Source organism: Sulfitobacter sp. G5_S2_6_S6 (assembly GCF_054968505.1).
In genome coordinates this window covers 408,667-428,073 of record NZ_JBQKUI010000003.1, presented here as the reverse complement: position 1 = coordinate 428,073, position 19,407 = coordinate 408,667, and the positions used below count along the sequence as shown (strand labels likewise).

Genomic DNA, 19,407 nt, shown 5'->3' with positions numbered 1-19,407 from the left:
GTTCTCCGACTGGTTCGCCACCAAAGGCTGGTCCATCCACCCCCACCAGCAGGACATGCTGGACCGCGCCGACGCGCCCGCGCTGCTGTTGATCGCGCCGACGGGGGGCGGCAAGACGCTGTCGGGTTTTCTGCCCACGCTGGTCGATCTGGCCGAGGGCGATCACGACGGCATGCACACGCTCTATATCTCGCCGCTCAAGGCGCTGGCCGCGGATATCAAGCGCAACCTCACCACCCCGGTGACCGAAATGAGCCTCCCCATCCGGATCGAGGACCGCACCGGCGACACCTCGCAAACGCGCAAACGCCGGCAACGCGCCGACCCGCCCCATATCCTGCTGACCACCCCCGAAAGCCTTGCGCTGTTGACCTCCTACGAGGATGCACCGCGCATGTTCAAAGGGCTCAAACGTGTCGTGATCGACGAGATCCACGCGCTGGCCGACAGCAAACGCGGCGACCAGCTGATGCTGGCGCTGGCGCGGCTGCAACGTCTGTGCCCGGGGCTGAAACGGGTGGGCCTGTCCGCCACCGTCGAAGATCCCGCCGCCATCGCGCATTTCATGGCGCGTCACCCCGACCCCTGCCCGATCCTGCTGGCCGATCCCGGCCCGCCGCCCGACATCCGGATGCTGCGCACGGACGCGGCCCCGCCGTGGTCCGGCAATGGGGCTGCCTATGCGATTCCGGCGGTACTCGACCAGATACGCCAGCATAAAACCACCCTGATCTTCCACAATACCCGCGCCCAGGCCGAGATTTTCTTTCACAATCTCTGGCTCGCCAACGAAGATAGCCTGCCCATCGGCATCCACCACGGGTCGCTCGATCGGCAGCAACGCGAACGGGTCGAAGCCGCGATGGTGCGCGGTGATCTGCGCGCGATTGTGTGTACCGGCAGCCTCGATCTGGGGATCGATTGGGGCGATGTCGATCTCGTGATCCAGATCGGTGCGCCGAAGAATGTCAAACGGCTGGTCCAGCGCATCGGACGGGCCAACCACCGCTATAACGCGCCCTCCAAAGCGCTGCTGGTGCCTGCAAACCGGTTCGAGGTGGTCGAATGTGTCGCCGCCCTCGACGCCGTATTGGCAGGCGATCTTGACGGCGACCCGCGCGGCCCCGGCCCCCGCGATGTGTTATGCCAGCATATCCTGATCACCGCCTGCGCCGGTCCCTTCGACGCCAATGCGCTCTATGCCGAGGTGACCTCGGCCGGGGCCTATGCCAGCCTCAGCCGCGCCGCCTTTGACGCCTGCCTCGATTTCTGTGCCACAGGCGGCTACGCCCTGCGCGCCTACGACAGATGGCAACGTCTGATGTGCACCGACGGCAAATGGCACCTGCGCGACCCCCGCAGCAGCCAGCGTATCCGTATGAACATCGGTACCATTCAGGACACGGACACGCTGAAGGTCCGCATGAAACGCAACCGCGGCGGTGCCCCTTTGGGCGAAATCGAGGAAGGTTTCGCCGCCTCGCTCAGCGCGGGCGACACGTTCCTGATCGGCGGCCAGATCGTCAAATACGAGGGGCTGCGGGAAATGACCGTAGAGGTCAGCCGCTCCGCCGCCAAGAAATCGCGCGTCGCTACGTTCATGGGCACCAAATTCGCCACCTCGACCCAGCTCTCCGCCCGCGTGCAACGCATGTTCACCCAAGACAGCTGGCCCGAGCTGCCGCGCCACACGGCCGAATGGCTGACCCTGCAACGCGAAGTCAGCCAACTGCCGCAGCCGGGCCGACTGCTGATCGAAAGCTTTCCCCATGAGGGCCGCGCCCAGACGGTCTTCTACGGCTTTGCCGGTCGCAACGCGCAGCAAACGCTCGGCCTGCTGCTGACAAAACGGATGGAGGAACTGGGCCTGAACCCCCTGGGCTTCGTCGCCACCGATTATGCCACGCTGATCTGGGGGCTGGATCCGGTCGATGACCCCGCCCCGCTCGTTGATGCCACAGCCCTGCATGACGGGTTGGACCATTGGCTGGCCGGCAATGCGGTGATGAAACGCACGTTCCGCGCCGCCGCCACCATCGCAGGGCTGATCGAACGGAACACTCCCCAAGCCCGTAAGTCTGGCCGGCAGGCGACCTTCAGCTCTGATATCCTGTATGACACCTTGCAGAAATACGAACCCGATCACCTCCTGCTCGATATCACCCGCGAAGAGGCCCTGCGCGGACTGGTCGACTTTGGCCGGATCGAGGAAATGCTGCATCGTATCAAGGGCCGGATCGACCACCGTATCCTCGACCGTGTCAGCCCGCTGTCCGCACCGCTGTTTCTGGAAATGGGTCGCGTGCCGGTCAAGGGGCAGGCAGAAGAGCGTCTGCTGGCCGAGGAATCCGCGCGGTTGATGGAAGCCTCCGGCCTCGCACAGATCACACCCGCGCCGGATAACATCTCCCTCAAACGGCGCTAGACATGGCAATCGCTGCGCAGCTGAGTATTTTTGAAAGGGTGAATTAACCTTCGCTTAGGTATTTTGCCCTATGATCACCCCGCGGTACAGGCTGGAGAGCCGATGACCGCAAAGGGTGAAGACGCCCCCACGCCCCTCGGGATCAGCGGGGGCGTCTTCCGCTTCACCCTTTTTCAAATACTCCTGCGCCCCGCCATAGGCGCGTCCATCGGCCAGCGCCCCTTGCGCCCGCGGGCAAACTTGGTGATGAACGCAGCATGAACATCGGGTATGAATTCGACTTTTGCGGAGCGCGGCTGACGGCGCTTGGCTCTGGCGCTTTGTGGTGGGCAGATCACGGGTTGCTCTGCGTGTCCGACCTGCATCTTGGCAAAGCCGAACGGATTGCGCGGCGCGGCGGCACGGCGCTTCCCCCTTACGAGACGATGGACACGTTGACCCGGCTTGCGGCGGCGCTTGACCGTGTGCCCGCGCGCGTCGTGATGTGTCTGGGCGACAGTTTCGATGATCTGCACGCGGCCCACGCTCTGCCCGAGCCTGCGCGGCTGACGCTGGCGCGGCTGCAGGCAGGGCGGCAGTGGCTGTGGGTAGAGGGCAACCACGACCCCGGTCCCGTCGAACTGGGCGGGGAGCATCTGGCCGAGCTTGTGATCGGCCCCTTGCAGTTCCGGCATATCGCGCAGGCAAGCGCGCAGGCCGAGGTTTCGGGGCATTATCACCCCAAGGCTCGGCTGCGGCTGCGCGGGCGGTCGGTGACGCGTCCGGCCTTCCTGTATGACGACCGACGGCTGATCATGCCTGCCTTTGGCACCTATACCGGTGGCTTGTACAGTGACGCGCCGGTGCTACAGGCATTGATGGGTCCGCAGGCCTGCGCCATACTTACCGGACCGCAGCCCACCGCGATCCCCATGCCGCGCTAAGCGCAGCCACGGGGCCGGCTATCCATGTTGAAAGAGCCCCTATGACCCCGCAAGAAATCGCCCGCATCCGCGACAGCTTTGACGCACAATCGATGATGCAGACCCTCGGCGCTGAACTTAGTGATGTATCAAAGGGGCTCATCCGGATCGAGGCACCGATTCTGCCCGGCACGCGCCAGCAGCAGGGGTTTGGCCACGCGGGGCTGACGTTCTCTATCGGGGACAGCGCTGCGGGCTATGCCGCGCTGACGACACTGCCCTTGGAGTCCGAGGTCGTCACCGCAGAGATCAAGATCAACCTGCTGGCCCCCGCCCGCGGAGACCGGCTGATCGCGATTGGCAAGGTGGTGAAACCGGGCAAGCGGCTTTGTGTGGTCACGGCCGAGGTCTTTGCCCAAACCGGCGACCAGCAGGTGCTGATCGCCTTGCTTCAGGGCACGATGGTGCCGGTTCCGGCGACCGCCGCTTAGGCGGTCAGCCCTTCGGGTTCGGGCAGGTCATGGGCACGGCAACAGGCCGTGACCGTATTGGCCAGCAGGCAGGCGATCGTCATCGGGCCCACGCCCCCCGGCACCGGGGTGATCGCACCGGCCACCTTGGCGCAGCTGTCAAAGTCGACATCACCCACCAGACGGGTCTTGCCCTCACCCCGCTCTGGCGCGTCGAGACGGTTGATGCCCACGTCGATGATTGTGGCCCCCGGTTTGATCCAGTCGCCCGGCACCATCTCGGGGCGGCCCACGGCGGCGATCACGATATCAGCGCGGCGCACAACAGCGGCAAGGTCTTTGGTCCGCGAATGGGCGATGGTCACGGTGCAGCTGTCGTTGAGCAGAAGCTGGGCCATAGGTTTGCCCACGATATTGCTGCGCCCGATCACGACTGCATCCATCCCCGACAGGGTGCCGTGGTGGTCGCGCAGCATCATCAGACAGCCAAGCGGCGTGCAGGGCACCATGGATTTCTGCCCCGTGCCCAACAGACCGACGTTCGAGATATGAAACCCGTCGACATCCTTGGCCGGATCAATCGCGCTGATCACAAGGTCTTCGTTCAGGTGATCGGGCAAGGGGAGCTGTACGAGGATACCGTGGATCGTATCATCGTTGTTCAGCGTGTCGATCAGGGTCAGAAGCTCCGCCTCTGATGTGGTGTCTGCCAGCCGGTGTTCGACCGATTTCATGCCCACTTCCTTGGTCATCTTGCCCTTGGATTTGACATAGACCTCGGAGGCAGGATCGGCCCCGACAAGCACCACAGCCAGCCCCGGCGTGATCCCGTGATCGTCCTTCAGCCGCGTGACATGCTGGGCGACCTGCCCCCGCACCTGTGCTGCAAATGCCTTGCCGTCAATGATCGTCGCTGTCATGGGGACCGTCCTTTGTCTGTTGTGGCGCTGCTATCACCTGCCACAGCAGGCGAAGGCGCGAAGGGGCGACCCTCCGCGCCCTGTTCATACGCGCTTAGAACAGACCTTCAACATCACCGATGTCATTGAGACGAATATTTTCGGCAGAAGGCACCCGCGGCAGGCCCGGCATGGTCATGATCTCACCGCAGATGGCCACGACAAAGCCCGCGCCGGCAGACAGGCGCACCTCGCGCACGGGGATGGTAAAGCCGGTTGGCGCGCCGCGGGCTTCGGGGTCGGTGGTAAAGCTGTATTGCGTTTTGGCCATACAGACCGGCAGATCGCCATATCCCTGCTCTTCCCAGTCTTTCAACTGGTTGAGGATCTTCTGATCCATCACCGCCCCATCCGCGCGATAGATCTTTGTGGCAATGGTGTTGATCTTATCGGCCAGCGGCATCGCGTCGGGGTAGAGCGTGGCGAAATCCGCCTTGCCCTTATCGATCGTCTCGACCACTTTCTCGGCAAGTTCGGCAGAGCCAGCGCTGCCCAATTCCCAGTGGCGGGACAGCACGGCCTCGGCCCCTTGCGAGGCGACATAGTCTTTGACCGCTTGCACCTCTGCGTCGGTGTCGGTGACGAAATGGTTGATCGCGACGACGACGGGCACGCCAAAGGATTTCAGGTTCTCGATGTGGCGGCCAAGGTTGGGGCTACCGGCCTGGACGGCGTCGACGTTTTCAGCGCCAAGATCAGCCTTGGCCACGCCGCCGTTCATCTTCATCGCGCGCACGGTGGCCACAACCACGACGCAGGACGGTGCCAACCCCGCCTTGCGGCATTTGATGTTCAGGAACTTCTCTGCCCCCAGATCGGCACCAAAGCCCGCTTCGGTCACCACATAATCGGCCAGCTTCAGCGCGGTGGTGGTCGCAATGACAGAGTTGCAGCCATGCGCGATATTGGCGAAAGGCCCGCCGTGGACGAAAGCGGGGTTGTTTTCCAGCGTCTGCACAAGGTTCGGCTGCATCGCGTCTTTCAACAGCACGGTCATCGCACCATCCGCTTTGATATCGCGCGCATAGATCGGTTTACGCTCGCGGGTATAGGCGACGATCATGTCGCCAAGGCGCTTTTGCAGGTCGTTCAGGTCTTTGGCCAAACACAAGATCGCCATGACTTCGGACGCGACGGTGATGTCGAACCCGGCCTCGCGGGGGAAACCGTTCGACACACCGCCCAAGGACGCCGTGATCTGACGCAGGGCGCGGTCGTTCATGTCGACGACGCGGCGCCAGACGACACGACGCAGGTCGATCTCCAGCGCGTTGCCCCAATAGATGTGGTTATCGATCATCGCGCTGAGCAGGTTGTGCGCCGAGGTGATGGCGTGGAAGTCACCGGTGAAATGCAGGTTCATCTCTTCCATCGGGACGATTTGCGCATAGCCGCCCCCCGCGGCCCCGCCCTTCATGCCGAAGTTCGGACCAAGAGACGCCTCGCGGATACAGACGGCTGCGTTTTTGCCGATGCGGTTCAACCCGTCGCCCAGACCGACGGTGGTCGTGGTTTTCCCCTCGCCCGCGGGTGTGGGGTTGATCGCGGTGACGAGGATCAGCTTGCCATCGGGACGGTCCTGCACCGAGTTGATGAACTTTTGCGACACCTTCGCCTTGTCATGGCCGTAGGGCAGCAGATCATCGCTGCTGATGCCCAGCTTTTGCCCGATCTCCTGAATGGGGCGTTTGCTGGCTTCGCGTGCGATTTGGATGTCGGATTTAAAGGTCATATGTCCTCCCTGATGCGCCGTCGGCGTTCTATGTTTCTTATGTCCTCAATACGCCTGTGAGGGCATGGGCAGAGGGGGCAATTCCGACATATCCGGCGCTTGATGCGGCGATCCGGCGGGTGTGTCGCTGATTTGAGCGGGCGGGTCGCTGTGAGCCCGCGCCCCGATGGGCCTAGCCGTGCTGCCAGGCTGGCTGGTCGGGGATGAACAGGCGCAGCGTATCACCGACGCGCAACAGCCCCTCGCGTTCGATCCAGGCGGTCACGCCGCGACGGTTCTCGGCGGCGGATTTGAACTTGGGACCGTGGCCGGGGCTGTCTTGTTCGATCTCGCGACCGGGCAATACGCAGGGGCGGTTTTCGGTATCAATCGTGATCGTCGCACCCGAGGCAGCCTGCAGCCGCGCATTGGGCGGCACATGGGTGAAATCGGGGATGCCCTTGATCACCATCGACGTGCCAAGGTGCACGGGGTCCAGTGCCTCCATTCCCATGTCGGCCGCGATCAGGGCCATTTCTTCCGCAGACAGGATCGACAGCTGACGCACGTTCCGGATCTCGGTGCCCTTGGGATAAAGGTTCGTGACCCGCACACAGGACGCGCGGGTCAGCCCCGCATGCACGTCATCCTCGAAACCGGCATAGCTGGCGAAAGCTTCGCTCCGGGGTTCGGCGCGGATGCCCTTGGCCAGCTTGGGCACCACACCAAGCCATGTGATCGTTGCGGTAAACTCGGTTTCTTTCATCGTCGGCATGACCGGCATCCTTTCGCGCTGCGTTGTCCGTAACCTGCGCAAAGCCGCGACAAAAGAAAAGGCCCCGCGGGTGCAGGGCCTTTTCTTTCGTATTCTGGTGATCAATGCCTAGGCGTCAGACGCTTGGCTCTGGCTCCATCCCGCTTGGCGGAGGCGTCTTCTTGCCTTTGGCCTTGGGGATCGCGGTCAGGCTTGGTTTGTCCATGCCGCTGGTGTCGTCGCCGTCCGGGTCTTGGGGCGGTTTGCCTTCCATGACGCGCTTGATCTCCTCGCCGGTGAGGGTCTCGTATTCCAGCAGACCTTGGGCCAGACGTTCGAATTCTTCCTCGTGATCGGTGATCATTTTATAGGCGCGGTCGTAGCCTTCGTCGATGATGCGCTTCACTTCGGATTCGATCAGCTCTTTCGTGGCCGCAGAAACGCTGAACCCGCCCGCGCCGCCGTTGGCTTGGTAACCCGCCGCCGCTTCCGAATAGTCGATGTTCCCGACCTTGTCGGACATGCCCATGCGCATCACCATGCCACGCGCCAACTGGCTGGCCTGCATGATATCGCCCATCGGGCCCGACGACACGGTTTCAGCGCCATATTTGAAAATCTCAGCCGCTTTGCCCGCCATCGTCATGGCGATCTTTTGCTCGGCTTCGTCCTTGAACATTTGCAGTTTGTCCATTTCGGGCAGGCTCATCACCATACCCAAGGCACCGCCGCGCGGAATGATCGTGGCCTTATAGACAGGGTCGCATTTCGGCAGCTTGATCCCGACGATGGCGTGACCGGCTTCGTGGTAGGCGGTCTTTTCCTTCTGGTCCTGCGTCAACACCATCGACCGGCGCTCGGCACCCATCATGATCTTGTCTTTCGCGGCCTCGAAATCCATCATCGCGACAAAGCGACGGCCCACGCGTGCGGCGGTCAGCGCGGCCTCGTTCACGAGGTTCGCCAGATCCGCACCCGAGAAACCGGGTGTACCGCGCGCGATAATGCGCAGGTCTACGTCAGGGCCAAGCGGTGTCTTGCGCGCATGCACCCCAAGGATTTTCTCGCGGCCCTTGATGTCGGGATTGCCCACGGTGACCTGACGGTCAAAGCGGCCCGGACGCAGCAAGGCAGGGTCCAGCACGTCTTTGCGGTTCGTCGCGGCGATGATGATCACGCCTTCGTTCGCCTCAAAGCCGTCCATCTCGACCAGCAGCTGGTTCAAGGTCTGTTCACGCTCGTCGTTGCCACCACCGTAGCCCGCCCCACGGGACCGGCCCACGGCGTCGATCTCATCGATGAAGACGATGCAGGGCGCATTTTTCTTGGCCTGTTCGAACATGTCGCGCACGCGGCTGGCACCCACGCCAACGAACATCTCGACGAAGTCAGAGCCCGAGATGGTGAAGAACGGCACACCCGCCTCGCCGGCAATCGCCCGCGCCAGCAGGGTCTTACCGGTACCGGGAGGGCCCTCAAGCAGTGCGCCTTTGGGGATCTTGCCGCCCAAACGGCTGAACTTTTGCGGGTTGCGCAGGAATTCGACGATCTCTTCCAGCTCTTCCTTTGCCTCGTCGATGCCCGCCACGTCGTCAAACGTCACACGACCGTGTTTTTCGGTCAGCATCTTGGCCTTGGACTTGCCGAACCCCATCGCCCCGCCTTTGCCACCGCCCTGCATGCGGTTCATGAAATAGATCCACACACCGATCAGCAGAAGGATGGGCAACAGCGACATCAGGAAGGTCTGGAAACCGGATTGTTGCTGGGGTTCAGCGCGCACAGGGATGTCCTTGGACATCAGCAGGCTGGTGACCTCGGCGTCTTCGGGCCGGATCGTGACATAGTCACTGCCATCGGCACGACGGAAACGAACCTGTTCACCATCAAGCGTGACGTTGCGCACGTCCCCTGCTTCGACAGCGGTCACAAATTCGGAATAGCTGATTTCACGGCTTTGCAGCCCGCCAGTCGAGCCGCTGAACAGATTGAACAGCGCCAAAACCAAAAGCATCAATACAACCCAAAAGGCGAGATTGCGCATATTACCCAAAGGAAAGTCTCCTACATCCGGGGGACGGCACCAAACACAGCGCCCAATGCGTGTAAGATAGACACGATCGGCGCATGTTCAATGCGTCATATGTGCGGCAAAAAAGGCATCTTCGCCGCGTTCGAGCACTGCTTGCCAGTTTTGCGACCGACCGACAAGGGGGGCAGCGACCAGTTCCGCGCCCTGCCACACCGCCGGAGAGGCCAGCAAGACACCGCGCGGCACGCCCAAATCGCGCCAATCAGCAAAGCTGCGCAGCCCCTCAGCGCCCAAGGCACGGATCGTGGTTTGCGTGTCGGGCGCGGGCGCATCGCCGCAAGGTTCCAGACGCCAGCGGCCGTCCCAAAGTGCGCCCACGGGCGCATCAACTGCCCGCACTGCCCGCAACTCTCTGTAAATCCACAGTTTATCGCGCTTCAAACGCAGCTCGCACCCCTGCACGGTCGCGGCACCGGCATCATCAAGCGCCGTCAGCACCTCTGCCACGGCGCTGCTGCGTGGGGCGTAGGTGGCCCCGTTGATCCAAGCGATCGTATGGGTCAGCAATCGGCGGCGTGTCTCTGTCGGGAGGTCACACAGCGCCTGCCAATCCATCGCCACGGCACCGCATTGAACTTGGGCATGGGCGCGTGCGGCGGCAAACATCTGCGCGTCAAGCGCGGTACGGGCATCGGCAAGGTGGCGCGAGACATCGGCAAGTGCGGCAGAATCAACGCCCAGATCGGTCAGCACCGCCAGCGCCTTGCGGATGCGCACCCGCGCAAAGCTGTCATCCTCGTTGCTGGGGTCATCGACCCAAGTCACCCCGCAACGCGTCAGATGCGCGCGCAGGTCGGCGCGGCGAGCGTTGAGTAAGGGCCTGTGCCAACGCATGCCGTGACGGTCGAACATCGCAGGCATGGCGGAAAGCCCGTCGACCCCTGCCCGGCGCCCCAAACGCATCACGAAAGTCTCTGCCAGATCGTCGGCGGTATGCCCGATGCAGACAGCGCCAATGCCCTGCCCCCGTGCCCAATCCGCCAACAACCGGTAACGTGCCTTGCGGGCCTCGTTCTGCAAATTGCCGCTGTGGTCCCAGCCCGTCCACCTCAACGTATCATGCGGAACGCCAAGCGCGCGACACTGGGCGGCGACCATCGCGGCTTCGCGAGCGGCCTCGGGTCGCAGGCCGTGATCCACGGTCGCTGCGTGCAGCGCGATCCCGCGGCTGCGGGCATAGCCATTCAGAAGATGTAAAAGCGCGACAGAGTCGCCGCCCCCCGACACCGCCACACCCAATACGGGCGGCGGCGCGGGGTCAAAGCTGGCGGCGATGCTCTGCGCCAGCGGGTCGGTCATCGGATCACTGGCAGGCAAGCACGCTGCGTTCGGATTGGGCTTGCGCGACGAAAGGGCTTGTGGGGAAGCGCGATGCGACTTCGCCCAAGGTGACGCAGGCTTCTTGGGTTTGGCCCAAGGCCCCCAGAGAGCTGCCAAGCTGGTACAGTGCTTCTGCCGCGACAGGCCCCGCGGGATCGGCGCTAAAGCTTGCCAGATAGGCGCGTGCCGCTTCGCGGGTATCGCCCAGACCGTCCAGCGCGTCGCCGCGCCGCAGGTCGGCTTCGGGGCCTAGCGGTCCGCCCGGGTAGGTCTGATTGAAGGTCGCAAACTGGTCTGCGGCGCTGCGAAAGTCACCGTCAGCGAGCGCCGCCTTCGCCCGCTCGAAGTCTGTTTTTTCACCCACCGCAAGTTCTGCGGTATTGGTGGGGGTAGAGGTATTGGCCAACGGGTCCGCTGGTGCGGGCACGGGCGTGGCGGGTGCCATGGTCGCGGGCATCTCGCCCCCGCCAAGGGTAGAGGTCTGGCCGAGGCTACCCACGTCGCCGCCTTCAAGCTCCACGAGCCGGAATTCCAGATCACCGATCCGGTTGGTCCCGTCGGTAACCACGCGGTTGATCCGGTTTTCCAGCTCTTCGGTTTTAGAGGTCAGGCGCTGCAGTTCACTTTCCATTGCATTGACGCGCTCAAGCACCGACCCACCGGTCACGGCAACGCTCGCGCCGCCCGTGGTGGACAGTTCCCGGCGCAGCTTTTGTACCTCGACGTTCAGCACCGTCAGTTCCTGACGCACATCCGCCAAAGTCTGCGCATCCTGCGCCTGCGCCGCGACCGGCCCAAAGGCCAGTCCAAGCGCTACAATCAAAGCAAACCGCATATTAAAATCCTAACCTAACGTAGACGACTTAGCTGGTCAGACCGCCCGCAAGTACGGTCACGGCCCGACGGTTCTTGGCATAGCATGCCTCGCTCGAACAGACTTCGATCGGGCGTTCCTTACCATAGCTTACAACGCGAAGACGGCTGGCGGCGATCCCGCGCGAGATCAAATATTCGCGCGCTGCATTGGCGCGGCGTGCGCCAAGCGCAAGGTTGTATTCCCGTGTGCCCTGCTCGTCCGCGTGGCCTTCGATCACGGCTTGGTAATCGGTGTTGGTGTTCAACCAGGCTGCCTGACCGTCCAGCGTCGCTTGGCCTTCGGGGGTCAGGTTGGATTGGTCGACCAGGAACAGAACGCGATCCCCAACGGCTTGCTGGAAATATGCCGTAGAAGCCGGGTCGTTCGCGCTGCCGGGGATAATGCCCCCGTTCAGGCCTGCGCCATTCGCGGCACCGTTATTCATGCCGTCCGCGCCAAAGCGGTCAGGGTTGGTACAAGCCGATACGGCCAGGGCTGCGATCAATAGAGTTGCGGTGAGAATGCGGTTCATGGACTGTGCCTTTTTGACGATAGCATTTTAATGTGTCTGTTGTGACGGTGTTACCATAGTGCCTTGGTATTGGGAAACACCAAGGCACTATGGCTGTTGTTTACTTCTGAAGCGGCGACCAAGACGGATCCGATCCGCCCTCTTGGGTGCGCACAGGCTTGAGGTTCCGGCCCGAGATATCGACCGAATACAGCGACGACGCCCCGCCTGCCCCCTGGGTTTCCCGCGCGAACATGATGACGCGGCCGTTGGGGGCCCATGTGGGGCCTTCATCCAGGAACGACGCGGTCAGCAGACGTTCTTCCGACCCGTCCAGCCGCATCACGCCGATGTGGAACCGGCCCTTGTTCTGCTTGGTAAAGGCCACCAGATCGCCGCGCGGCGACCAGACCGGCGTGCCATAGCGCCCTTCGCCAAACGAGATCCGCGTAGCCTCGCCGCCTGTTGCTGGCATGATATAGAGCTGCTGCGATCCCGAACGGTCGCTTTCGAAAACGATCCGGCTGCCGTCCGGCGAATAGCTGGGCGCGGTTTCAATTGCAGGCGTATTGGTCAGCCGTGTCGACTGGCCGGTGTTGATATCCATCGTGTAGATATCCGTGTTCCCGCCTTGGGTCAGCGAATAGACAACCGTATTGCCGGACGGAGAGAACCGCGGCGCAAAGCTCATGGTGCCTTCGGCGCTTTCCAGCACGCGACGCTGCACCGACCCGATGTCGAGCACATAGATCCGCGGGAAGCCGCTTTCGTAGCTGGTGTAGAGAATACGATCCCCCGAGGGCGAGAACCGCGGTGCCAGCACGATGGACGAGCTGTCGGTCAGATAGCGCACATTGGCCCCGTCATAATCCATCACGGCCAGCCGTTTCGCGCGGTCGTCCTTGGGCCCCGTCTCGGAGACATAGACGACGCGGCTGTCGAAATAGCCCCCTTCGCCCGTGATACGCGAATAGACGGCATCGGCCACCTTATGCGCCATGCGACGCCAGCCATCGACCGTGCCCGAAAACTGCAAGCCCGACCCCAGTTCAGCGCCCGAAAATACGTCATACAGGCGGAACTTCACATTCAACGTATTGCCCGAGACACTGACGGCACCGGTGATCAGCGCCTGCGCGTTGATCGCCTTCCAGTCAGCATATTGGATCGGCGCGTTAAAATCGCTTACGGTCGAGATATAGGCGCTTGCCGGTACTTCACGGAACAGACCAGAGCCGACAAGATCTTCGGACACGACCCGCGCCAGATCAACGGCCATCTGCCCCGCGTCCCCGCTTTCGGGCTGAAAGCTGGGCACGGCAAAGGGCAAGGGTTCAATCACACCTTCGGTAATCTCGATCCGCAATGGTCCATCCTGCGCCTGCGCGACCGAGGCAACACCGCCGATAAGCGCGAGACAGAGGCTCAGAATTCGTACAATCATTTGATGCGCATCCTTTCAGGATTAAAGGTCATCTCAATATTCTGCCATTGACCGAATTTTTCTACAGGAAGCTGATACCCGCGCGCGCCGCAGCGGATAATTGCCCGCCGTGCGGCCTCGAACGCCTGATTGGCAGCCCCCTGTGATCCGCCCGAACTGCTGGTCATCTTGATCGAATTGGTCTGTGGCGTGCCATCTTGGTTCATTGCGACACTCACCACTACAGTAGTGCGCAATGCCTCGGAGGAAAGGGACCCCACGTTCCAGCACGACGATACCGCCACGCGCAGCGATTCTTTCTCGCCAGCCGACAATGGCGGGCCCGAGGGTGCCGCCGGCGTTGCAGGCGCGTCGGTCTCTCCCATGGCTTCGGCGAGCGCGGCTGCCACGGCGTCCTTATCCGTTGTCGGTTCGGGCGTCGGCTTGGGGGCCTCTGGCTTGGGTGTGGCGGGCTTTGGCGCTTCGGGTTTCGGCGTCTCGGCGGGTGCCTCTGCCACCTGCGGCGCAGGAGGCGTGGGCCGGCGGGCCGGAGGACGTGCGGATTGGGTCGGCGACGCTTTGGGCGCTTCCGTTGCTTCGGTCACAATCTGCGTCGTCGCCTCTTCGGGGGCGGTGGCTTCCTGTGCCTCTTCCACGATCTTCTCTGCCGGCGCATCCGGTGTCGCGGCCTCGCGCAGCACATCATCGGTGCGCGCCTCGGGATCCGGGGCCTCTACGGGTTCGGGGGCCACGCGCTCTACAGGGCGCGGGACGGCGACGGGTGCTTCCTCTGGCGTCAGAACGGCGACATCGGCAGGCGGCTCAGGCAGCTCGGGGGCCTGATCGCTCACGTCCTCCGAGGGGGGCGGCGCGATGGGTTCGGGCTCTGGCACAGGCTCGGGTTCCGGGGCGGGCTCGGGCTCGGGCGTAGGCTCAGGGGTCGGTTCTGGTTCGGGCGCAGGTTCCGGTTCAGGGGCAGGCTCGGGCTGCGCTGCGGCCTCCGCCTGCGCCGATTGCGCTGCGGCGACCATCTCGTCATATTGCGCGGCAGAGATGACCGACACCTCCTGCATCTCCACAGGGTCGCTGTGCGAGGTAAAGATATTCCCCAGCAATAGCCAGCCGATGAGCCCCAAGTGACCCGCGCCAGAGATGTAATGCCCCTTGTGCATGGTTACCCGCCTGACGCGCCTGTGCCGTCCAACTTCGGCCCGCCGGTTTCAGTCACCAGACCAATGTTGCTAAAGCCACCTGCGTTCAGCGCCCCCATGACTTCCATAATCGAGGCATAGGGCACAGCCCCATCCGCACGCAGGAACACGCGGTCGCTCGCACGCTCTGCCGAAATGGCACGCAGCTTGGCAACCAGATCATCACGCGCGGTTTCTGTCTTCTGGATCTGCACGGACCCGTCCGCCAGAACGGTCACGGTCAACGGCTCCTCCTGCTCGGACGGCAGGGCGGTGGCCGCTGTTTTGGGCAACTCGACCGGCACGCCAACGGTCAGCAAAGGTGCCGCGACCATAAAGATGATCAAGAGCACCAGCATCACGTCAACGAACGGCGTGATGTTGATCTCTGCCATCGGCTGTGCACGGCCGCGACGGCGGCCACGGCCACCCCCGCCCTGCTTTTTCATCACCCCACCTGCCATGGCTCAGCTATCCAGCTGACGGCTAAGGATGGTGGCGAATTCATCAGCAAAGGCTTCGTAGCCGCCCAGAATACGGTCTGAATCCGCGCTCAGCTTGTTATAGAAGATAACCGCGGGAATAGCCGCCAAAAGGCCAATACCTGTGGCCAAAAGCGCCTCGGCAATACCGGGGGCGACGACGACAAGGCTGGTGTTTTGCTGGGCCGCAATCTCGATGAAAGAGTTCATGATCCCGAACACGGTCCCGAACAGACCGATAAATGGCGCGGTGGACCCGGTGGTCGCCAGCACCGGCAAGCCCTTTTGCAGACGCTCTGCCTCTTTGGCAATCGCCACATCCATGCTGCGGTCGATCCGCGCGGTGGCACCGGGGATCAGCCCGCCATCCTCGCGATGCGACCGGCGCCATTCCGTCATACCGGCGGCGAAAATCTTTTCTGCGGCCCCATCCGGATCCGGCCCGATCGTGTCATACAACCCGTCCAACGGCTCGCCCGACCAGAATGCTTGGTCAAACCGCTCTGCCTCGGCTTTGGCGTGGCGGTACTGGATCATCTTCTGAATGATGATCGACCACGACCAGAAGGACGCGACGATCAGCATGATCATCACGAGTTTTACGGTAATCGTTGCGCGGAGAAATAGACCCAAGAGCGAGAAATCAATCTCGCTTGCCGCCGCCAGCGTTTCTGCTTCCATCGGTTCTGCTCTTTTTGTTGCGCCCAAAAGGGGCTTCATCTGCCTCAACGGCCCTGTTTTCCAAGGCGCTATTTGGCACAAGCTTAGCCGAGTGCAATATCTATTGCTAGGATTATGGGGCCAATCCGCCTGCTAGACGGGGATTGAGCGAAGTTTCGCTGGCAATCGGCAGGGTTTACCTGACGCCGCGATACAAACAATCGTGACCACCGCCCGAAACAGAACCGTATCGCCGCGTTTGACCTCTTGCTGCATCACCATGCGGGCCGGCGTGATCGACGTGGCCCATGTCTCTACATCAAGCATATCGTCGAATACCGCAGGCTGAATGTAATCCGCCTCTACCCGCCGCACGGCAAAAACCACGCCTTCGGCCTTCATGGCCAGCTGGTCAATTCCCATCTCGCGCACCCAGTCACTGCGCGCCCGTTCAATATAGCGCAGGTAATTCGCGTAATAGACGATCCCCGCCATATCGGTGTCTTCGTAGTAAACGCGGATCGGCAGATGGTGGGTCATTGCGCCGCCCCCACCCGCGCGAACAAACGCAGTGCATGAGACGGGTCCTGCGCTGCCACGGGCATCACGGGGTCATAGGCCGCACGCAACAGTACCGCCACCTCCGGCTTCAGGATCGTCGCCCCCTCGTGCAGTGCTAGTGGCGACACCTCGCGGAACGCAGTATCAGACCACAGCAAGAAAGACTGCACGATCTGCCCCAGTGCCAGGGCTTGCGCGGGCATCGCGCTCAGCTGCTCGTCCATGCGCAGAAAGACGAAACATGCCTTGATGGCGCCTGTCTCGTCAAAGCGGAACAGACGATACTGATTGGCCCCCGCCGCATCCAGCTTTTCCACCAGCGGGCCAAGATCAGGCACCAGACGGTCCAGATCGGGCACCTCCAACAGCTCTGCCCAATCCTTGAAAAAGAACATCATCAGATTGCTGCCAAGCTCGGGGTCGGTCTCTGACATGCTGTGCCCCCCCAACTGACAGACCGCCTCGATCGCGCTTTTGACCACGGTCAGCGTCGCATCATCCACGCCAAAGACCACAGGTGCCAACGGGCGGCCCCAACGGGCAAAGGCATAGCTGTCGTCGCTTCGGGTAAACAGCGCTTCGATCTCTTGTGGTGTCATCTCAACTTCCAAATGGTCTTAAATCCTCGCCGAAGGCTTCCCCGCCCTCAGCCAAACAAATCGCTTTGGGGTTTGGGCGGTGCCATCCCCAGATGTGTCCAGGCTTTCTGCGCCAGCATCCGTCCCCGCGGCGTGCGCTGGATCAGCCCTTGTTGCAGCAGGTAGGGCTCGATCACCTCTTCCAGCGCATCACGGGATTCAGACAGCGCCGCCGACATGGTTTCGATCCCGACCGGTCCGCCCTGATAATTCTCGGCGATCAGACGCAGATAGCGGCGGTCGGCCCCGTCCAGCCCCAGCTTGTCGACGCCAAGACGGGTCAGCGCCATATCCGCCAGCGCGCGGGTCACGCGGCCGTCGCCTTCGACCACGGCGAAATCCACAACGCGCCGCAGCAGACGGCCCGCGATACGCGGGGTGCCACGGGCGCGCTTGGCGATCTCGCGTGCGCCCCCCTCATCGGCGGGGGCCCCCAGCTTGCGGGCATTGCGATCGACGATGATGAACAACTCATCCTCGGTATAGAACTGCAAACGCGTAGGAATGCCGAAACGGTCGCGCAGCGGCGTGGTCAACAGCCCCATGCGCGTTGTCGCGCCAACCAGCGTGAAGGGCTGCAGCTCGATGCGCACCGTCCGCGCGGCGGGCCCTTCTCCGATCACGAGGTCCAGTTCAAAGTCTTCCAACGCGGGATACAGCACCTCTTCCACGGCTGGGTTCAGACGGTGGATTTCATCGATGAACAACACATCGCGGGCTTCGAGGTTGGTCAGGATCGCCGCCAGATCGCCCGCCTTTGCCAGCACAGGGCCAGAGGTCATGCGGAACCCGACCCCCAGCTCGCGTGCCATGATCTGCGCCAGCGTGGTCTTCCCCAATCCGGGCGGGCCATGGAACAGCGTGTGGTCCATCGCCTCGCCCCGCTGCTTGGCGGATTGGATGAACACCTTGAGGTTGGCCCGCGCCTCGGCCTGACCGACGAATTCATCCAGCATCTGCGGGCGCAGGGCGCGGTCTATATCACCGGGCTGCGGGTCCGGCCGCAAAGTTGGGTCACTGTCGATCATCAAATATCCAAGCAAGGTTCATACGGACGGCCACGCGGCTATGCGCATCCTATCCTTTGGGGGCAAGCAGTTTCAACGCCGCGCGGATCAACTGCGGGGTCTCGGCCTCGGGCATCTCACCGGCGGCTTGCGCCACGGCCCCTGCCGCATCGCCCGGACCATAGCCAAGGTTGCCAAGCGCCGACAGCGCCTCTGCCTGCGCGGACTGGTTCGGCGGGGCCACGGGGCGGCGTTTGGGGGCAGCGGTTTCGATCACCTCTGCTGCGGCTTCGACCTCGCCATGCGCCTCGGCCAGCGAACCGGTCATCGCCATCACCCCCGGAGCCTTATCCTTGAGGTCCAGCACCACGCGCTGCGCGATCTTGGGGCCGACGCCCTTTGCCACTTTGACCGCGTTCCAGTCGCCAAGCGCGATGGCGCGGCTGACACCATCTGGCCCAAGCGCGCCCAGAATGGCCAGCGAGGCCTTGGCCCCCACCCCCTGAACAGAGGTCAGCAGCCGGTGCCATTCCTTCTCCGCCAATGTCTGAAAGCCGAAAAGCTGCATCAGGTCTTCGCGCACCACCAGATCGGTGAAAAGCGCCACCACCTCGCCCACGCCGGGCAGCGCAGCCATTGTCCGGTCAGAGCAATAGACCAGATAACCAACACCACGCACGTCAATCAGCAGATGGTCCGGCGCGCGATAATCAATACGTCCTGTGATCTTGCCAATCATGCGCTTGCCCTTGCGACGGCCTGCGCCAAGGTCGACGCCCCCCCGTGATGCGCGTGACAGATCGCGATCGCCAAGGCATCCGCGGCATCGGGGCCGGCAATCTCTGCCCCCGGCAATTGCATGCGTACCATATGAAGCACCTGCCCCTTATCCGCGTGGCCGACGCCAACGACCGTTTTCTTGACCGTATTGGGCGCATATTCACCCACCGCCAGCCCCGCCTGCGCAGGCACCAGCATCGCGATCCCCCGCGCCTGCCCCAGCTTGAGCGTCCCGGCACCATCCTTGTTCACAAAAGTCTGTTCCACCGCCGCGGCATCGGGTCGATAGGTCACCATGATGCGCGTCAACTGCGCATGGAGCGACAAAAGACGCGTAGCAAGATCGGCCCCCTCGGACTGACAAATGCCGTTCGCCACATGCGTGATGCGGCTGCCGGCCACGTCGATGACGCCCCAGCCCATATTGCGCAAGCCCGGATCAATGCCGATTACCCGTATCATATGCCCATTATCCTCAAGAATTTTCTTTTTCCAAGGCAGTAGCACGAAACGCGAACATCCACCAAGGTTTTTGCACCGCGCCACACAAAAGTCACAATTCAATCTGGAACCTGAATTTCGGGGCGGGTTGCGACGCTCAAGCCACTGAAAACGACCCCGGCGTCAATGGCGGCAAACCCCTTATGCATAAGCGTTAAACCGCCA

The 19,407-nt window shown here is 62.6% G+C and carries 19 protein-coding genes; 3 read left to right on the top strand and 16 right to left on the bottom strand.

The window, feature by feature from the left end; translation table 11 throughout:
- From ACTRWK_RS08370 to ACTRWK_RS08360, 3 genes are all read left to right on the top strand, one after another.
- Positions 1 to 2,425 (top strand): ligase-associated DNA damage response DEXH box helicase (locus ACTRWK_RS08370; protein WP_462843875.1); only part of this gene is annotated, 2,425 nt, incomplete at its 5' end.
- Between the two features lie 257 nt (positions 2,426 to 2,682).
- Complete coding sequence (pdeM, locus tag ACTRWK_RS08365; RefSeq protein ID WP_005851663.1) at positions 2,683 to 3,348, top strand: ligase-associated DNA damage response endonuclease PdeM; 666 nt, start codon at positions 2,683 to 2,685, stop codon at positions 3,346 to 3,348.
- A gap of 41 nt (positions 3,349 to 3,389) precedes the next feature.
- A complete protein-coding gene (locus tag ACTRWK_RS08360) occupies positions 3,390 to 3,818 on the top strand; it encodes a PaaI family thioesterase (RefSeq protein ID WP_037943328.1) in 429 nt (142 codons plus the stop codon).
- Here the strand turns inward: ACTRWK_RS08360 and folD are convergent.
- The 16 genes from folD to ruvC form a co-directional block, all read right to left on the bottom strand.
- Positions 3,815 to 4,717, bottom strand: coding sequence for a bifunctional methylenetetrahydrofolate dehydrogenase/methenyltetrahydrofolate cyclohydrolase FolD (gene folD / locus ACTRWK_RS08355; RefSeq protein WP_037943327.1), 903 nt, complete (start codon positions 4,715 to 4,717; stop codon positions 3,815 to 3,817). The two genes, ACTRWK_RS08360 and folD, sit on opposite strands and share 4 nt — an antisense overlap.
- A gap of 94 nt (positions 4,718 to 4,811) precedes the next feature.
- Positions 4,812 to 6,488: a formate--tetrahydrofolate ligase gene (locus ACTRWK_RS08350; protein ID WP_462843874.1), complete on the bottom strand. Its 1,677-nt coding sequence runs from the start codon at positions 6,486 to 6,488 to the stop codon at positions 4,812 to 4,814.
- A gap of 172 nt (positions 6,489 to 6,660) precedes the next feature.
- Positions 6,661 to 7,242, bottom strand: a complete 582-nt coding sequence (locus ACTRWK_RS08345; protein ID WP_243251271.1) for an MOSC domain-containing protein — start codon at positions 7,240 to 7,242, stop codon at positions 6,661 to 6,663.
- Between the two features lie 115 nt (positions 7,243 to 7,357).
- Positions 7,358 to 9,274, bottom strand: coding sequence for an ATP-dependent zinc metalloprotease FtsH (gene ftsH, locus ACTRWK_RS08340; RefSeq protein ID WP_005851657.1), 1,917 nt, complete (start codon positions 9,272 to 9,274; stop codon positions 7,358 to 7,360).
- Positions 9,275 to 9,352: 78 nt separating this feature from the next.
- Positions 9,353 to 10,612 (bottom strand): tRNA lysidine(34) synthetase TilS, encoded by a 1,260-nt coding sequence (gene tilS / locus ACTRWK_RS08335; RefSeq protein WP_037943323.1) that lies wholly within the window; start codon positions 10,610 to 10,612, stop codon positions 9,353 to 9,355.
- 4 nt (positions 10,613 to 10,616) lie between these two features.
- The gene (gene ybgF, locus ACTRWK_RS08330; protein ID WP_005851655.1) at positions 10,617 to 11,468 is read right to left on the bottom strand and encodes a tol-pal system protein YbgF; all 852 of its coding nucleotides are present in this window, start codon (positions 11,466 to 11,468) and stop codon (positions 10,617 to 10,619) included.
- A gap of 28 nt (positions 11,469 to 11,496) precedes the next feature.
- Positions 11,497 to 12,021: a peptidoglycan-associated lipoprotein Pal gene (pal, locus tag ACTRWK_RS08325; protein ID WP_005851654.1), complete on the bottom strand. Its 525-nt coding sequence runs from the start codon at positions 12,019 to 12,021 to the stop codon at positions 11,497 to 11,499.
- 100 nt (positions 12,022 to 12,121) lie between these two features.
- Positions 12,122 to 13,444 carry a Tol-Pal system beta propeller repeat protein TolB gene (gene tolB, locus ACTRWK_RS08320; RefSeq protein WP_005851653.1) on the bottom strand — a complete coding sequence of 441 codons (1,323 nt, stop codon included), beginning with the start codon at positions 13,442 to 13,444 and terminating at the stop codon, positions 12,122 to 12,124.
- Positions 13,441 to 14,595 (bottom strand): energy transducer TonB, encoded by a 1,155-nt coding sequence (locus ACTRWK_RS08315; protein WP_289081409.1) that lies wholly within the window; start codon positions 14,593 to 14,595, stop codon positions 13,441 to 13,443. Before ACTRWK_RS08315 ends, tolB begins: the two co-directional genes overlap by 4 nt.
- Before the next feature lie 2 nt (positions 14,596 to 14,597).
- On the bottom strand, positions 14,598 to 15,077 hold the full coding sequence (gene tolR, locus ACTRWK_RS08310) for a protein TolR (RefSeq protein ID WP_243251264.1): 480 nt from the start codon (positions 15,075 to 15,077) through the stop codon (positions 14,598 to 14,600).
- Between the two features lie 3 nt (positions 15,078 to 15,080).
- Positions 15,081 to 15,776: a protein TolQ gene (gene tolQ / locus ACTRWK_RS08305; RefSeq protein ID WP_005851646.1), complete on the bottom strand. Its 696-nt coding sequence runs from the start codon at positions 15,774 to 15,776 to the stop codon at positions 15,081 to 15,083.
- Between the two features lie 132 nt (positions 15,777 to 15,908).
- On the bottom strand, positions 15,909 to 16,295 hold the full coding sequence (ybgC, locus tag ACTRWK_RS08300; RefSeq protein ID WP_005851645.1) for a tol-pal system-associated acyl-CoA thioesterase: 387 nt from the start codon (positions 16,293 to 16,295) through the stop codon (positions 15,909 to 15,911).
- Positions 16,292 to 16,915: a hypothetical protein gene (locus ACTRWK_RS08295; protein WP_037943317.1), complete on the bottom strand. Its 624-nt coding sequence runs from the start codon at positions 16,913 to 16,915 to the stop codon at positions 16,292 to 16,294. Before ACTRWK_RS08295 ends, ybgC begins: the two co-directional genes overlap by 4 nt.
- A 47-nt stretch (positions 16,916 to 16,962) precedes the next feature.
- A complete protein-coding gene (ruvB, locus tag ACTRWK_RS08290) occupies positions 16,963 to 17,982 on the bottom strand; it encodes a Holliday junction branch migration DNA helicase RuvB (RefSeq protein WP_009826108.1) in 1,020 nt (339 codons plus the stop codon).
- 49 nt (positions 17,983 to 18,031) lie between these two features.
- Positions 18,032 to 18,700 carry a Holliday junction branch migration protein RuvA gene (gene ruvA / locus ACTRWK_RS08285; protein ID WP_009826107.1) on the bottom strand — a complete coding sequence of 223 codons (669 nt, stop codon included), beginning with the start codon at positions 18,698 to 18,700 and terminating at the stop codon, positions 18,032 to 18,034.
- Entirely contained in the window at positions 18,697 to 19,203 is a 507-nt protein-coding gene (ruvC, locus tag ACTRWK_RS08280) for a crossover junction endodeoxyribonuclease RuvC (RefSeq protein ID WP_009826106.1), read from the bottom strand. The genes ruvA and ruvC overlap by 4 nt, the downstream gene beginning before the upstream one ends.
- Positions 19,204 to 19,407 lie beyond the last annotated feature (204 nt).

What these genes read in the sequence shown, in the direction of transcription:
- pdeM (WP_005851663.1), top strand. Translation starts at nt 2,683, where the DNA reads ATGAACATCGGGTATGAATTCGACTTTTGCGGAGCGCGGCTGACGGCG.
- ACTRWK_RS08360 (WP_037943328.1), top strand. Translation starts at nt 3,390, where the DNA reads ATGACCCCGCAAGAAATCGCCCGCATCCGCGACAGCTTTGACGCACAA.
- folD (WP_037943327.1), bottom strand. Translation starts at nt 4,717, where the DNA reads ATGACAGCGACGATCATTGACGGCAAGGCATTTGCAGCACAGGTGCGG.
- ACTRWK_RS08350 (WP_462843874.1), bottom strand. Translation starts at nt 6,488, where the DNA reads ATGACCTTTAAATCCGACATCCAAATCGCACGCGAAGCCAGCAAACGC.
- ACTRWK_RS08345 (WP_243251271.1), bottom strand. Translation starts at nt 7,242, where the DNA reads ATGCCGACGATGAAAGAAACCGAGTTTACCGCAACGATCACATGGCTT.
- tilS (WP_037943323.1), bottom strand. Translation starts at nt 10,612, where the DNA reads ATGACCGACCCGCTGGCGCAGAGCATCGCCGCCAGCTTTGACCCCGCG.
- ybgF (WP_005851655.1), bottom strand. Translation starts at nt 11,468, where the DNA reads ATGCGGTTTGCTTTGATTGTAGCGCTTGGACTGGCCTTTGGGCCGGTC.
- pal (WP_005851654.1), bottom strand. Translation starts at nt 12,021, where the DNA reads ATGAACCGCATTCTCACCGCAACTCTATTGATCGCAGCCCTGGCCGTA.
- tolB (WP_005851653.1), bottom strand. Translation starts at nt 13,444, where the DNA reads ATGATTGTACGAATTCTGAGCCTCTGTCTCGCGCTTATCGGCGGTGTT.
- ACTRWK_RS08315 (WP_289081409.1), bottom strand. Translation starts at nt 14,595, where the DNA reads ATGCACAAGGGGCATTACATCTCTGGCGCGGGTCACTTGGGGCTCATC.
- tolR (WP_243251264.1), bottom strand. Translation starts at nt 15,077, where the DNA reads ATGGCAGGTGGGGTGATGAAAAAGCAGGGCGGGGGTGGCCGTGGCCGC.
- tolQ (WP_005851646.1), bottom strand. Translation starts at nt 15,776, where the DNA reads ATGGAAGCAGAAACGCTGGCGGCGGCAAGCGAGATTGATTTCTCGCTC.
- ybgC (WP_005851645.1), bottom strand. Translation starts at nt 16,295, where the DNA reads ATGACCCACCATCTGCCGATCCGCGTTTACTACGAAGACACCGATATG.
- ACTRWK_RS08295 (WP_037943317.1), bottom strand. Translation starts at nt 16,915, where the DNA reads ATGACACCACAAGAGATCGAAGCGCTGTTTACCCGAAGCGACGACAGC.
- ruvB (WP_009826108.1), bottom strand. Translation starts at nt 17,982, where the DNA reads ATGATCGACAGTGACCCAACTTTGCGGCCGGACCCGCAGCCCGGTGAT.
- ruvA (WP_009826107.1), bottom strand. Translation starts at nt 18,700, where the DNA reads ATGATTGGCAAGATCACAGGACGTATTGATTATCGCGCGCCGGACCAT.
- ruvC (WP_009826106.1), bottom strand. Translation starts at nt 19,203, where the DNA reads ATGATACGGGTAATCGGCATTGATCCGGGCTTGCGCAATATGGGCTGG.